Source organism: Arthrobacter nitrophenolicus, from assembly GCF_045833485.1.
Classification (GTDB): Bacteria; Actinomycetota; Actinomycetes; order Actinomycetales; family Micrococcaceae; genus Arthrobacter; species Arthrobacter nitrophenolicus.
On sequence record NZ_CP174504.1, the window covers coordinates 1,556,403 to 1,570,438 of the forward strand.

Below are 14,036 nucleotides of genomic sequence, written 5' to 3' on the forward strand. Positions count from 1 at the left end.
GCCCTACCGGCCGCCATGCCCCCGCTCATGGGCGCGGGGGTCTTGGGGCGCGAGCGTGGGAGTGGGGCCCTTGGTGCGGGACAGGGAGTACCTGGTAGCCGTGGCCGTCCCGCCCGCTCCCAGGACTCCTGCCAGCACCGCGGTGGAATGCACAAGGGACGGATCGCTGCTGCCGGCGACCAGGCGTGCGGCTTCCTGGTACCCATCGAAACTGTGGCCAGGGCCCAGTCCCACATCCTCCCCTACCCGGACGTGAAGGTCGTTGGTCATTGTCACCGTGACCTGGTTGGCGGTGTCCGCATTGGGTGAGCCGTCGCTCCCGGGGACCCAGTCGGTCCGATGTTCCAGGTGGAGGGTGTTGACGTCAGGCGGCGGTGTTATCCGGCCGACGGGTGATCCCGCCGTGACGACATACTTCATGTCGTACTCGGATCGAAACTGCTGGTCGGCCGCCAGATTCATGGCGTGAATTCCGCCCTGGCTGTAGCCGGCAGCGACCACCGGCGATCCGGGTTCCGCTCCAGCCGACCGAAGCGCCTGGACAACGGCGGCATTGACGACCGCTGAATTACTGCCCAGCCCGTCTGCTATCCCACCGAGATCGAAGGGATTGCGGCCGGAGTCTTCCTCCGCCATCTGTGTGCCCGGGATGACCACCACGTACGCCTTTCGGCCGTCCTGGTCAACTTCGACAACCTCGATGTATCCGCTGCCCCGTTGTTCGATCAGCCGGATCCGCTCCAGGAGGCCGGCAGGTGAAGCCTTAAGGCTTATCGGAACGCTTTCCTCCTGCCGCACGTCGAGCGGTTCCGGCCTCAGACCTGGAATTCCACCCTCGACCAGGGACTTGAGTGCTGCCAGTGCAGCAACGGAGTCGCCCACCAGCATCTCGGCGGCATTTCGGTTGAGGAATCCTGTCCGCCAAAAGTCGGCGTGCTTCTCCAGTTCCGCCGCAGGGCTCCACATTCCGAGGCTCCTGAACGTCCGGGACCGGGCTTCCGCCGCTTCGTAATCATGCCTGCACTGGCGCACCCGGCTGCTGATCCCTTGGAGCTCAGTCCGAACGGCACGGAGGGCCTCATTCGCGGCACCCACCGCAAGGAGGGCTGCCGTTCCCGTGGACCGGGGCTCATTCTGGAATTGCGCCAGTTCCTGCCACACCCGCCACGCGTCGCCCTCTACGGCTCCGAGCCGGGATGCCAGGTCATCCAGTCGGGCTGAACCGGAGGCCAGTTCCTCAAGCTGGAAGCTGAATCCACCGATGCCTCCGGAGATGACCATGTTGCCCTCCCCGGCTGGACGGGACAGCCGGAAGGCCGCTCCTGTGTCCGACGGGGTTTCTTCCCCCATCAGGATGGCCCGCCGTAATTACACTCGGACGCCAGCACCGCCCTCGCGTGGCTCGTCACCGAGCTTGCCGCTTCGTGGAGGGAGTCGAGGACCCGACGCATGGCCGCGGCCTGGAGGCTGACCGTGTTCCGGTAGGCCTGGCCGGCCGGAGACTGCCATTCCTGCATTTGGATCTCCCGAAACCCCGCAAGTACTTCTTCTGCCCGGGCCTCACAGAGAATGAGCCGAGCAGCGAGCTGCTGTACTTCGGCGCTGCGCTGCGCGGTGACACCCCAGATACTGCCGCCAGGGTCGTTCCCCATGTGAGTTCTCCCCTCCTCCGGCTTCCCGGTGCCGTTGATACCCGTGCCGTTCTGGCTGTTGCGCCCACGCTACGAACAATCCGGGACCAGCCGAAGCACCGCCGTCGACTATGTGGACAAGTAACGTGGGCAGGCACGCTTCGGGGGCCACCTGAGTTCGTGAAACAATCAGCACATGCCTGAAACTGCCGCCACAGCTGATACACGTACGCCCTCAGGACGCCTGGCCCTCGCCGCGTCACAGGAAAAGATCGCCCTCGGTCCCCTGGACGGCCGCTACCAGTCCGCCGTAGCACCGCTGGTGGACTACCTGTCCGAAGCCGCCCTGAACCGGGACCGTGTGGCTGTCGAAGTTGAATGGCTCATCCACCTGACCAGCAACAACGTGCTCCCGGGCGCCGGAGCGCTCAGCCAGGACCAGCAGGACCAGCTCCGCGCCATCGTCACCGAATTCGACGCCGCCTCCGTGGCCGAACTCGCCGAAATCGAAGCGGTCACGGTCCACGACGTGAAGGCCGTGGAGTACTACATCGGCAGGCGCCTTCCCGGCATCGGCATCGAAAACCTGACGGCCATGGTGCACTTCGGCTGCACCTCCGAGGACATCAACAACCTCTCCTACGCCCTCGGCGTCAAGGGTGCTGTGGAGGACGTGTGGCTGCCCGCCGCCAGCGCCCTGGTGGCCCAGATCGGCAGAATGGCTGAGGACAACCGCTCCGTTCCCATGCTCTCCCGGACGCACGGGCAGCCGGCCACGCCCACCACCCTGGGCAAGGAGCTCGCGGTCATCGCGCACCGCCTGAACCGCCAGCTGGACCGGATCGCAAAGACCGAGTACCTGGGCAAGATCAACGGTGCCACCGGAACCTACGCCGCCCATGTCGCATCTGTTCCCGGCGCCGACTGGCAGGAGGTCTCCCGGTCCTTCGTGGAGGGCCTGGGACTGACCTGGAACCCCCTTACCACCCAGATCGAAAGCCACGACTGGCAGGCCGAGCTGTACGCCGACGTGGCCCGCTTCAACCGCATCCTGCACAACGTCTGCACCGACATCTGGAGCTACATCTCCATCGGCTACTTCGCGCAGATCCCGGTTGCGGGCGCCACCGGCTCCTCCACCATGCCGCACAAGGTCAACCCGATCCGCTTCGAGAACGCCGAAGCGAACCTGGAAATCTCGAATGGCCTGCTGGACACCCTGGCGGCAACCCTGGTGACGTCCCGCTGGCAGCGCGACCTCACGGACTCCTCCAGCCAGCGCAACATCGGCGTGGCCTTCGGCCACTCGCTGCTGGCCATCTCCAACGTGGCCAAGGGCCTGGAGCGCCTGGATGTTGCAGAGGACGTGATGGCCGGCGACCTGGACACGAACTGGGAAGTCCTGGGCGAAGCCATCCAGATGGTCATGCGTGCCGAGGCCGTCGCCGGCGTCAAGGGCATGGAGAACCCCTACGAGCGGCTCAAGGACCTCACCCGCGGCCAGCGCGTGGATGCCGCGCGCATGCGGGAGTTCGTGCAGAGCCTCGGCCTTTCCACCGAAGCCGAGGCACGCCTGCTCGCACTCACACCCGGCAAGTACACGGGCATCGCGGACCAGTTGGTGGACCACCTCAAGTAGCCCGCCCCGCAGGGGCAGGAGAATTACGACGACGGCGCCTGGCCTGGGAAGGCCAGGCGCCTTCGCTCTGCCCGGGGACAGTGGGCAGGTCCTCAGCCAGGTGCCCGGGGTGCGAAACTTGAGAGCATGAAGCTGTTGCTCATCCGCCACGGACAGACCCCCGGCAACGTCCTCGGCCAGTTGGATACCGCCCACCCGGGGCCCGGACTGACGGAACTTGGTGAGCGGCAGGCCGAGGCCATGGCGCGGTCCCTGGCCAATGAGCCCATCGGGGCCCTGTACGCGTCAACGCTGATCAGGACCCAAATCACGGCTGCTCCGCTGGCACGTGTGCACGGCCTGGACGTCGAGGTGCTTGAGGGCCTGCACGAGATCGAAGCCGGGGCCCTGGAGAAACTGACTGACCATGAGTCCCACAAGCGCTACATGGGAACCGTGTTCTCTTGGGCTGCGGGGGACCTGGACCAGCGCATGCCGGCCGGTCCGGACGGACACACATTCTTTGAGCGGTTTGATGCGGCGATCCGGCAGGTTGTGGAGCGGGCGTTCGACGCACAGCACCAGGCGGCCGCAGTAGTGAGCCACGGCGCCGCGATCCGTACATGGGCGGGCCGCCGCGCCGGCGACGTGGACCATGAATTCGCAGCCCGCCACGTGTTGGCCAACACGGGAATCGTGGCCCTTGAAGGTGACCCGGACGTCGGATGGAAGCTGATCCACTGGGACGGCAGCCCGGTAGGCGGACTGTCACTTGCCGATCCAACGGCAGCGGACCCTACGGGCAGTGACGCAACAGGCGCCTAGACCAACTGCCGGATCCTGCGGGCAGGAAAAACAGCCATCCTGCGGCAGGGACTGAAGCCCTCTTCGGCGGGTTTGGGAAGAAGCCGGGAGGCCATGCGCGCGGCCTCCGCCGCCGTCGGCCGCTCCCCGCTTTCCATCGCCGTCAGGGAGCGGAGGAAGGTCTGCCAGCCGGGCGGCAGCCAGTCCGGAACATGGGGGCTGCGGAGCGTCCTGGCCACCAGCGACTCGATCGCGGTTCCGGGAAATGCCTTAGTCCCGGTCAGGAGCTCCAACAGGACAAGCCCCATCGAGTAGACGTCCCAGGACGTTTCAGTCTCGCCGCCGGATGCCTGTTCCGGGCTCATGTAGTGCACGGTGCCGGAGGACATGCCAGGTTCCGGCGCCGATCCGGCGGCAGCGGCGATCCCAAAGTCGATGATCCGCACCGGGCTCCGCCGCAGTCCGCTCAGCATCAGGTTGGCGGGCTTGACGTCCCGGTGCACCAGGCCACGGCCATGAAGGTGGGCGAGCGCACCGAACAGCCCGACAGCCCAGCCGGCTACCTCGTCGGGTTGACTGCGGTTGCTGCGGACGGCCTCTGCAAGGCTGGTTCCCAGCGCAAGTTCCTCCACCACGAACGGCAGTCCGCCGCGCGGGCCGCCGGACGGCATCACGCCTTGCGCGATGAACCTGATGATGGACGGATGGTGAAGGGCGGCCAGGACAGCCGCTTCGTTGCCGATACGCCCGTGCTGCTTCTCCGAGTTCTCCACCGCCACCTTGACTGCAACGTCCGGCCCGCCGTTCATGTCCACAGCACGGAAGACCTCCGCAACGGATCCGCGTCCCAGACGTTCCCGCAGCCGAAACCGGCCAGCCAGGATCCCGTCCCCGTCAGGAAGCGTTGCGCGGCGCCCATGAACCGGGGGTGCAAGGGCGGGGGTGTTCATGCGGCGTACGGCGCAGTGGCCCGGGCGGGATCGGAGGCAGCGGAGGTGTGCCCGGCGGCCTGGGCAGAGGGCTGCCAGGCGTCCAGCTGGAAACCGCACCTGCAGCGCCAGACCGGGGGCAGCTCCACGGCTCCTTGTCCAACAGGCTCGAAGGTGTAAAGCACGGCGGCACCCCCGAGGGCGGGAGTCACCAGTTCCATGGGCATTCCGCAGTGCATTCCGCTGCTCTGCTGCGGCAAAACTTCGGTAAAAGTGATCAACGCGCTCACGACTCCATCGGGCAGTTCATTCAAGGGTTGATCGTAAGCTTACATATTACTAGTCAAACTAGCTAGTGCATCTAGCTACTTTTGGCGTGCGTGGCCTCCTGGGCGCTGACCGCCTCGGTCATCCGCTCCAGGAATTCCACAACGATGCGCGCCTCATCCGCGGTCAGGCTCTCCGCCACAGCCATCATTCGGCGGTGCATGGCGCCCAGTGTTTCGCGCACTTCCTGGTCCGATTCCACAGTGGGCACAACCACGACGGAGCGGCGGTCCGAAGGATGGGCCTCGCGCCGGACGTGGCCGCTCGCCACCAGCCGGTCGATCAACGAGGTGGTGGAGGCGCTGGTGATGCCCAGGAACTGGCTCAGGTCCTTGGGCACCACGGTCTTGCCCGAGGCCTGCACACGCAGGAGGTACCGCAGCGCCAGAAGGTCGGTCTCCCCCATTCCCATGGAATCCCTGGTGGAGCGGCGCATGCTGGTTTCTGCCGAGCGGTAATCGCGCAGGGACTTCAAAACGGCAGCGCCGTAGTCCAGCTGCCCGTCCGGACCGTACCAGTAGCCGGAGCCTTCGTTACCTGTGGAAACCATGGGATTAGTTTAGACCGTCTGATAACTAGACTGCCAAGTAACCTGACTATTGGTGGCTCTTGGTGTTATCCAGCCCCTTACCCGGAAGAAACACCCGCGTAACCGCATGCTTCTAGCCTTTTAGTGCATAACCCTCCGGCGAAACGAGGAACTATGCAGACCAATCCAAGGCTGAACATCCGCCAGGTTCCCTGGTCGAACCCCGTCGGGGCAGACCTGCGCCGGGCGCAGCAGGCGGAACTTGATGCCCGCTTCGGCACCCCGGACCACGAACCCGGCACCCCGCCGTCGAGCGCCGACTGCGCCGTCTTCATCGTGGCCTATGACAAGGGATCCGGCCAACCCGTAGGGTGCGGCGGCCTGCGGCTCCTCGACCCGACCACTGCGGAGATCAAACGGCTGTACGTGGTCCCCTACACGCGCGGCTCGGGCGTTGCCAGCTCCATCCTCGCGGCGCTGGAAGCGGAGGCGTTCAAGCAGGGGATCACGCGCATCAAGGCCGAGGCCGGTTCCGCCCAGCCGGACGGCCGGAACTTCTACCAGAATTCCGGGTTCGAGCCGGTGCCCAACTTCGGCCCGTATGTGGGCGTGGAGCACTCGTACTGCTACGCCAAGAGCATCCACGCGCGCAGTGCCGCCCATACGGCCATGGCCTAGGGGCGGCTGGGGCCGTCACACTCCGCAAAGCCTTCCGGCCCTCAGCTAATCTCGGCCTATGGAAACAGCAGACATCACCTTCCGCACCCGCAAATGGGTGCGCCCCGAGGACCTGAACGCGAACGGGACTTTGTTTGGCGGCAGCCTGCTGAAGTGGATCGACGAGGAAGCGGCGATCTACGCCATCCTTCAACTGGGCAACGGCCGGGCGGTCACCAAGTACATTTCCGAAATCAACTTTGTAAGTTCGGCAGTCCAGGGCGACCTCATCGAGATGGGACTGACGGCCACCAGGTTCGGGCGGACTTCCCTGACCATGCGGGCCGAAGTCCGGAACATGATCACCCGGCAGAGCATCCTCACCATCGAAGAGATTGTGTTCGTGAACCTGAGCCCGGCCGGAAGGCCCGAGCCCCACGGCTACACGGAGATCACCTACGACCGGGACCGCATCCCCACGCACCATTTAACGGAGACCATCACCCAGGACTGACCTTTCACCCGGCGTTAATCCGCACGCCTCCATCAGTTCCCGCGACTGGACCACATTGGACAGCCGGGCTGTTTATCGAATCGATAGCAATAACAGCCCCGCATTCCGCCTGCCCCGCTATAGGCTGTGCGGACATGCTCCGGTTCCAGTCAGAAATGAGTCCTGATCGTGCGTAAATTGCAGACTTTGGTTGCCGCCGCCGTCGCCGTCACCCTTCTCGCCGGGTGCGGCGGAGGCACCACCTCCCCGGCCGCTTCCGACGACGCCTCCGCCCCTGCCGGCGGTTCCGGCGACACCCTGGTGGTGTACACCAACTCCAATGGAGAGGGCCGCGGCGACTGGCTGACCGCCAAGGCCGCCGAGGCCGGGTTCAAGATCGAAATTGTGGGTGCCGGCGGTGCGGACGCCACCAACAAACTCATCGCCGAAAAGAACAACCCCATCGCCGACGTAGCGTTCGGGCTGAACAACATGTACTTCTCCCAGATCAAGGCCGAGGACGTTCTGGAACCCTATGAGCCCTCCTGGGCGGGCGAAGTGGACGAAGAACTGGCCGACGGCGAGACGTACTGGCCGCTGGTCAAGCAGGCCATCCTGCTGGGCTACAACTCGGACAAGATCTCCAAGGACGCGGCCCCGCAGGACTGGACGGACCTGTGGACCAAGGACGAGTTCAAGGACCGCTACGAGCGCGTGACAGGCCTGGGCACCGCCACCGCACAGCTCGTCTTCGCCGGCATCCTCAGCCGCTACCGCGACGGTTCGGGCGACCTGGGCATCTCGGATGAGGGGTGGAAGCAGGTGGAACAGTACTTCCAGAACGGCAGTCCCGCGGTGGCGAAGACTGACCTCTTTGCCCGCATTGCCTCCGGCGAGGTGGACATGGGGCAGATGCCGTCCTCGATCATCGCCGACCGCGAGAAATCCTTCAATGTCAACGTTGAGACGGTCATTCCCTCAGTGGGCGTCCCCCTCGCGGTCGAGCAGATTGCCCTCGTCAAGGGCACGGAGAAGAAGGAACAGGCCCAGAAGTTCATTGACTGGTTCGGCAGCGCGGACGTGCAAGGCCAGTTCGCCAAACAGTTCAACTCCATGCCTGTCAACGAGGGTGCCGCGGCCCAGGCCAACCCCGAGGTTGTGGACTTCTTCGCCGACCTCAAGCAGCAGGACATCGACTGGGAGTTCGTGCAGGAGAACATGGGCGCCTGGGTGGAGAAGATCGAACTGGAGTACATGACGTAGTCCGGTTTCCAGCAGCTTTCCCCTTCCGCTTTGGGCCGCACCACCAGACAGGTTTGCCATGATCCGCTTGGACAACATCGAAGTTACCTTCGGCGATTTCACCGCCATCCCCAACCTGGACCTGCACGTCCGGCCTGGTGAATTCTTCACCCTGCTGGGCCCTTCCGGATGCGGGAAGACGACGGCGCTGCGCACCCTGGCAGGGTTCATCCAGCCGGCCAGGGGAACCGTCCGGGTGGACGGCAAGGATGTCACCCGGCTTTCCAGCGACAAACGCCAGGTGGGCATGGTGTTCCAGAATTACGCGCTTTTTCCCAGCATGAGCGTGTGGGAGAACATCGCGTTCGGGCTCCGGGTGCGGAAGGAGAAGACGGCGGACAGTGAACGCCTGGTGCGGGACATCGCCCGCCGGGTGGAACTGAGCGACGAGCAGCTGGCCAAGAACGTGGCGGAACTGTCCGGCGGTCAGCAGCAGCGCGTGGCCGTGGCGCGGGCCCTGGTGCTGAGGCCCAAGATCCTGCTGCTGGACGAGCCGCTGTCCAACCTGGACGCCAAGCTCCGCCACCAGCTCCGGCAGCAGCTCAAGGACCTTCAGAGCGAGTTCGGAATCACCACCGTCTATGTCACGCACGACCAGGACGAGGCACTGGCGATGAGCGACCGGGTGGCAGTGTTCAACAAGGGCGTGGTTGAACAGGTGGGGACGCCGCAGGAGATCTACGACCATGCCGCCACCGAGTTCGTCTGCAACTTCATTGGTGACAGCTCGGCCCTGACACCGGAGTTTGTCGCGGAGCTGAACCGGCTGTCAGGGGCCGGGCTCAGCACGGACGCCAGGTCCTACCTGCGGGTGGAAAAGGCGTCCCTGGACGCTCCCGGCAATGGGGGCGCCGGCGTCGGGATGTCCGGAAAGGTGCTGTCCCGCACCTACCACGGCCTGCACAGCCGGTACGTGGTGCGCAGCCACGGCGCGGACATCCGCCTGCTGGTGCGGGAGGACGGCGGAGCACACCCCGAAGCCGGGACCGAAACCACCATCTACCTCCAGCCTGCCCACGTCCTGCAGTACCACCCGGAAACGGGGGTTGCCCTGCGGCAGCAGGATCCTGCGGTAGCCCTGCCATGAGCAGCACATCCGTCCGCGGCATGGCCCGCTCCCCGTTCGTGCTGGTGGTGGGCGTGGTGCTCACATGGTTCATTGCCGCGTTCCTCGTCTGGCCCAATGTGAACGTCCTGATGGCCACCTTCTTTCCGGACGGCAGCTTCTCCGGGCGGGCGGCGGAAAAGCTGTTCTCGTCGCAGCGGGCCATGAAGGCGCTGGGCAACAGCTTCCTCCTGGCGGTGGCACTGTCCATCACCGTCAATGTGGTGGGCATCTTCATCGTCCTGGTGACCCACTACTTCCGGATCCGGGGTTCGCGGATCCTCTTCCTGGGCTACGCCTCAACGTTCATCTACGGCGGCATCGTGCTGGCCGCCGGGTACAAGTTCATCTACGGCGACAAGGGCATCGTCACCTCGCTGCTGGTGAAGGTGTTTCCGGGCATGGACCCGGCGTGGTTTTCCGGGTTCTTTGCCGTCCTGGTGGTCATGACCTTTGCCACCACCACCAACCACATGCTGTTCGTGGCCAACGCCCTGAAGGGCGTGGACTACCAGACCATCGAGGCAGCACGGAACCTTGGCGCCTCCACCTGGACCATCCTGCGGCGCATCGTGCTTCCCATGCTCAAGCCCACGCTGTTCGCGGTGACCATCCTGTCCTTCCTCACCGGCCTGGGCGCCCTGAGTGCCCCTCAGGTGCTGGGCGGACGGGACTTCCAGACCATCACCCCGATGATCCTCACGTTCACCAACAGCCCCACCTCCCGTGACCTTGCCGCACTGCTGGCCGTGATCCTGGGCCTGGCGACGGTCTTGATGCTGGCCGTCATGACCCGCCTGGAGAAGGGCGGCACGTACTTTTCGGTGTCCAAAGTGTCCTCGGCGCTGCAGAAGCAGCAGATCGGCAACCCGCTGGCGAACGCCGCCGTCCACGTGGTGGCCTACCTGCTGTTTGCGGTGTACACCCTTCCGGTGCTGCTCATCGTGCTGTATTCCTTCGCCGACGGCGCCGCCATCCAGACCGGCCAGCTCTCCCTGGCGAACCTGACCCTGGATAATTACGTCCGGGTCCTGACTGAGCAGTCCGGGCTGCGGCCCTTCATCGTCAGCGTTGTGTACAGCGCGCTGGCTGCCCTCATCGCCGTCGGCGGCCTGCTGTTCGTGGCCCGGCTGCTCCAGAAGTACCGGAACTGGGTGTCTTCAGCGTTCGAGTACCTGCTCCACATCCCCTGGATCCTCCCGTCGGCGCTGCTGGCCCTGGGCCTCATCATCAGCTACGACCACCCCAATCCGCTGGTGGGCGGCGCCGTGCTCACCGGAACCACGGTGATCCTGCTGATCGCGTTCGTCACGGTGAAGATCCCCTTCACCCTGCGCATGCTCAAGGCATCCTTCGCGTCGGTGAACTCCTCGCTGGAGGAAGCCGCAGCCATCATGGGGGCCAGGACACTCTACGTGTTCCGCCGGATCCTCCTGCCGCTGGTGCTTCCCGCGGCCGCCGCCATCACCGCGCTGAACTTCAACAGCCTGCTGGACGACTATGACACCGCCATCTTCCTGGCGCACCCGCTGGTCCAGCCGCTGGGCCTGGTCATCAAGGCCAACACCGACGGCGCAGAAGGCGTGGAAGGGATCGCCAACACCTTCGTCTACACGGTGCTCCTGATGGTGATTACCGGCATCACGATGTACCTGGTGTACGGCCGGTCCGGCCGCCAGGGAGCGGGGAAGAAGCGCCTGCCTGCAGTGCCTCCGGCGTCGTCTGCGGCAGTGCCGCCGCCCGCGGCCGCATCCGCCTCCGGGGAGGACAGCAAGCTTCCGGCCGCGCCCGTGCGCTGATCAGGCCGCTGTGCCGCTCCCGACGGCGGCCCTTCCGTTCCGCCTCCGCGCCAGGTTGAGCAGGCGGTCCCGGAGGGGCTGGGCATTATCGGCCAGGGCAACGCGCAGGAGCGCCGCGGAGGCCACGCTCAGGGCACGGGTGCGCAGCCGGCGCTGCCTGTCGTAAGCCTGCAGAGCCTCCTCCCGCGGGCGCGTGTTAAGGAGATCGGCCAGCGTCACGGCATCCACGAGCGATTCACAGGCGCCCCGGCCAAGCGTGGGAAACATGGCGTGGGCAGCGTCCCCCAAAAGGACCACGTTGCCGCGGACGAAAGTGCCAAGGCGCGGGGTGGTCCAGAGGCGCTGCACCAGGATGTCCTCCGGAGTTGCCGCCGCCAGCACCCGGCGGATGGCGGGCGCGTGCCCGGCATAGCGCTCCCGGGCCTGCCCCAGGACTGGCACCGGATCGATCCCGTAGGGGCCGATTTCCGAGCGGTAGCTGGCGTACCAGAAGCCTCCGGCCGGAGCGGCAGCGATGCCGAACAGGTCCCCGCGGCCCCAGTACTCCCCCACGTCGTCCGGATCAGGACGGAAAGGCACCGTCCCCCGCACGGCCAGATACGGGGTGAGCCTGGCAGCAGCAGAACCCCAAACCTCCCCGCGGACAACGCTGTGCACGCCGTCGGCGCCAGCCACCAGGCCGGCGTCGGCCGGAAGATGCCGGACCTGGCTGGTGACCCGGCGGACAGAGGCCGGCACGGCGGCGTCCAGCAGCCGCAACAGGTCTTTCCGGGAAATGGCGAACATCCCGCCGGCGTCAACGGTGACCCAGGGCCGGCCGGCAGCGTTTCGCACCGACCCGCTGCCGATCACGGGACTGGCCGCCCGGGCCGCGTCAAGGATCCCCAGCCGGGCCAGGGCCCGCTGGGCATTGGGCCACATACCTAGAGCTGTGCCCACAGCCGGCAGTTCGGGCCGCTTCTCATAGACAGTGACGCTGAACCTGCTCTGGTCCAGGCCTGCGGCGAGCGCGAGCCCCGCGATGCCGCCTCCCACGATCGAGATGGTCTCCATGGGCAAACTCTACTACTTTTGTAGTAATTGCGGAACGGGTCACTAGACTGGCTTTATGCCGGACCGCCGCACCCAATTACTCGATGCCGCACTGGCCGTGGTGGCGGACAAGGGAATGAAGGGCCTCACGCACCGGGCAGTTGATGCAACGGCGGGACTGGCCGAAGGAACAACGTCCAACTACTACCGCAACCGGGCAGCCCTGGTTGACGGCGTGCTGGACCGCCTGCTGCAGCTGGACGCCGAGCTCCTGCGGGACCAGGGTCCCGCAGGCCCGCCGTCGAACATCAAGGAACTTGCCGGACAACTCGCCGCAATGGTGCTGGCCCTGGCCCGGCAGCACACCGGGCTGACCCGCGCCCGGATGGCCCTTTCCCTGGACCACCCGGAGGCCGTGACGGCCGGGCACCAACTCCTGGTGGGCGGACTGGAACAGATGCTGGCGGCGATGGGTGTCGCGGACGCAGCCGCGCGGGCGCGGGACGTGGCGGACTATGGCGACGGGCTCCTGCTCCACCTGCTGACCGTCAGGCGCGACGACGAGCCGGACGTGGCCGCCGTCGCGGACGCCATCCGGCGCCTGATCGGCTAGCGCGCGCCCGGCCAGCCGGTATACGCCTCGGCGAGGTAGGCCATGCCGTGGCGAGATGACACCACCGAGTTCAGCTCACCCAGCTGGCGGGCGCGGGAGAAGTCGTCCGCGTCGGCGGGCGTGTGGAGCATGGTGGTCATCCAGTAGGAGAACTGCTGTGCCTTCCAGACCCGCTCCAGCGCACGGTCGCTGTAGGTCTCGAGGAGGCGGCCGGAACCGGCGTTGTAGTGGCTGTCCAGCCCCTCAAAGAGGACCTTGACGTCATGGATCGCCAGGTTCAGGCCTTTGGCCCCGGTGGGCGGGACCGTGTGCGCGGCGTCGCCGGCCAGGAACAGGTTGCCGTGGCGCATGGGGGTATGGACGAAGCTGCGGAAGGGCAGGACCATCTTTTCGATGACCGGCCCCTCCTTGAGCTCGAAACCGTTGCCGTTCACCCGGCTGCGGAACTCGGCCCAGATCCGGTCATCGTCCCACTCGGCGACGTTTTCCTTGGGGTCGCACTGGAAGTACATCCGCTGCACCGTCTCGGTGCGCTGGCTGATCAGGGCGAAACCGTTGGCGGAGTTGGCGTAGATCAGTTCGTCGGAGCTGCGCGGGGCCTCGGCCAGGATGCCGAACCAGGCGAAGGGGTACTCGTGGAAGTACCACTTGCGGTGCGCTTCCGGGATCTGGAACCTGCAGTGGCTGCGGGAACCGTCAGCGCCCACCAGGAAGTCGGACTGGATCTCGAACTCCACACCGTCGGCGTCGGTGAACCAGACCTTCGGCCTGCCCTCAAGATCGTGGACGGAGGTGTCCGTGACGCTGTAGCGGACGTCGCCGCCGTCGGCCTTCCTGCGGGCGGCCAGGTCCGCGAACACGTCCGTCTGGGGGTACAGCCACACGGACTCCCCCACCAGGTCCTTGAAGTCCACGCGGTGGCTCTCCCCGTTGAACCGCAGCTCGATGCCGTCGTGCCGGTCCCCCTTGCGCAGGACACGGTCCGAGACGCCGCTGTCCACCAGCAGGTTCACGGTCCCATGTTCGAGGATGCCGGCGCGGACCGTCTCCGAAATCTCCTGATGGCTGCGGACTTCAATCACTGTGGAGTCGATGCCGGCCTTCGCCAGCAGGTGGGAGAGCATGAGCCCGGCCGGGCCTGCCCCCATGATGGCCACCTGGGTGGAGATGATCTTGCGTGTTGCCATGGTTCGTCTC

The 14,036-nt window shown here is 65.9% G+C and carries 15 protein-coding genes; 8 read left to right on the forward strand and 7 right to left on the reverse strand.

What is annotated here, in order from left to right; genetic code table 11:
• Window positions 1-3 precede the first annotated feature (3 nt).
• Both ACJJV6_RS07305 and ACJJV6_RS07310 read right to left on the reverse strand, forming a co-directional pair.
• The gene (locus ACJJV6_RS07305) at window positions 4-1,281 is read right to left on the reverse strand and encodes a hypothetical protein (RefSeq protein ID WP_235046860.1); all 1,278 of its coding nucleotides are present in this window, start codon (window positions 1,279-1,281) and stop codon (window positions 4-6) included.
• 68 nt (window positions 1,282-1,349) lie between these two features.
• Window positions 1,350-1,652 carry a hypothetical protein gene (locus ACJJV6_RS07310; RefSeq protein ID WP_009357932.1) on the reverse strand — a complete coding sequence of 101 codons (303 nt, stop codon included), beginning with the start codon at window positions 1,650-1,652 and terminating at the stop codon, window positions 1,350-1,352.
• A 175-nt stretch (window positions 1,653-1,827) separates the two neighbouring features.
• Here ACJJV6_RS07310 and purB point away from each other — a divergent pair, with 175 nt between their 5' ends.
• Entirely contained in the window at window positions 1,828-3,270 is a 1,443-nt protein-coding gene (purB, locus tag ACJJV6_RS07315; RefSeq protein ID WP_009357931.1) for an adenylosuccinate lyase, read from the forward strand.
• A gap of 126 nt (window positions 3,271-3,396) precedes the next feature.
• Complete coding sequence (locus ACJJV6_RS07320) at window positions 3,397-4,074, forward strand: histidine phosphatase family protein (RefSeq protein ID WP_009357930.1); 678 nt, start codon at window positions 3,397-3,399, stop codon at window positions 4,072-4,074.
• Here the strand turns inward: ACJJV6_RS07320 and ACJJV6_RS07325 are convergent.
• From ACJJV6_RS07325 to ACJJV6_RS07335, 3 genes are all read right to left on the reverse strand, one after another.
• Window positions 4,071-5,003 carry a serine/threonine-protein kinase gene (locus ACJJV6_RS07325; RefSeq protein ID WP_009357929.1) on the reverse strand — a complete coding sequence of 311 codons (933 nt, stop codon included), beginning with the start codon at window positions 5,001-5,003 and terminating at the stop codon, window positions 4,071-4,073. The two genes, ACJJV6_RS07320 and ACJJV6_RS07325, sit on opposite strands and share 4 nt — an antisense overlap.
• Window positions 5,000-5,203, reverse strand: a complete 204-nt coding sequence (locus ACJJV6_RS07330) for a hypothetical protein (protein ID WP_407710234.1) — start codon at window positions 5,201-5,203, stop codon at window positions 5,000-5,002. Before ACJJV6_RS07330 ends, ACJJV6_RS07325 begins: the two co-directional genes overlap by 4 nt.
• Before the next feature lie 140 nt (window positions 5,204-5,343).
• Entirely contained in the window at window positions 5,344-5,859 is a 516-nt protein-coding gene (locus tag ACJJV6_RS07335; RefSeq protein ID WP_009357927.1) for a MarR family winged helix-turn-helix transcriptional regulator, read from the reverse strand.
• A 153-nt stretch (window positions 5,860-6,012) separates the two neighbouring features.
• Here ACJJV6_RS07335 and ACJJV6_RS07340 point away from each other — a divergent pair, with 153 nt between their 5' ends.
• From ACJJV6_RS07340 to ACJJV6_RS07360, 5 genes are all read left to right on the forward strand, one after another.
• Window positions 6,013-6,516: a GNAT family N-acetyltransferase gene (locus ACJJV6_RS07340; protein WP_133350471.1), complete on the forward strand. Its 504-nt coding sequence runs from the start codon at window positions 6,013-6,015 to the stop codon at window positions 6,514-6,516.
• Window positions 6,517-6,574: 58 nt separating this feature from the next.
• Window positions 6,575-7,009, forward strand: coding sequence for an acyl-CoA thioesterase (locus ACJJV6_RS07345; protein ID WP_133350469.1), 435 nt, complete (start codon window positions 6,575-6,577; stop codon window positions 7,007-7,009).
• Between the two features lie 168 nt (window positions 7,010-7,177).
• Window positions 7,178-8,251 (forward strand): extracellular solute-binding protein, encoded by a 1,074-nt coding sequence (locus tag ACJJV6_RS07350; protein WP_407710235.1) that lies wholly within the window; start codon window positions 7,178-7,180, stop codon window positions 8,249-8,251.
• Between the two features lie 58 nt (window positions 8,252-8,309).
• On the forward strand, window positions 8,310-9,377 hold the full coding sequence (locus tag ACJJV6_RS07355) for an ABC transporter ATP-binding protein (protein ID WP_407710236.1): 1,068 nt from the start codon (window positions 8,310-8,312) through the stop codon (window positions 9,375-9,377).
• On the forward strand, window positions 9,374-11,194 hold the full coding sequence (locus ACJJV6_RS07360) for an ABC transporter permease (RefSeq protein WP_407710237.1): 1,821 nt from the start codon (window positions 9,374-9,376) through the stop codon (window positions 11,192-11,194). The genes ACJJV6_RS07355 and ACJJV6_RS07360 overlap by 4 nt, the downstream gene beginning before the upstream one ends.
• Here the strand turns inward: ACJJV6_RS07360 and ACJJV6_RS07365 are convergent, their stop codons facing one another.
• Window positions 11,195-12,247 (reverse strand): FAD-dependent monooxygenase, encoded by a 1,053-nt coding sequence (locus ACJJV6_RS07365; RefSeq protein WP_407710238.1) that lies wholly within the window; start codon window positions 12,245-12,247, stop codon window positions 11,195-11,197.
• 55 nt (window positions 12,248-12,302) lie between these two features.
• Between ACJJV6_RS07365 and ACJJV6_RS07370 the strand changes: the two genes are divergently transcribed.
• Window positions 12,303-12,839: a TetR/AcrR family transcriptional regulator gene (locus tag ACJJV6_RS07370; RefSeq protein ID WP_407710239.1), complete on the forward strand. Its 537-nt coding sequence runs from the start codon at window positions 12,303-12,305 to the stop codon at window positions 12,837-12,839.
• Here ACJJV6_RS07370 and ACJJV6_RS07375 read toward each other — a convergent pair.
• Complete coding sequence (locus ACJJV6_RS07375; RefSeq protein ID WP_407710240.1) at window positions 12,836-14,026, reverse strand: 4-hydroxybenzoate 3-monooxygenase; 1,191 nt, start codon at window positions 14,024-14,026, stop codon at window positions 12,836-12,838. The two genes, ACJJV6_RS07370 and ACJJV6_RS07375, sit on opposite strands and share 4 nt — an antisense overlap.
• Window positions 14,027-14,036: the final 10 nt, after the last annotated feature.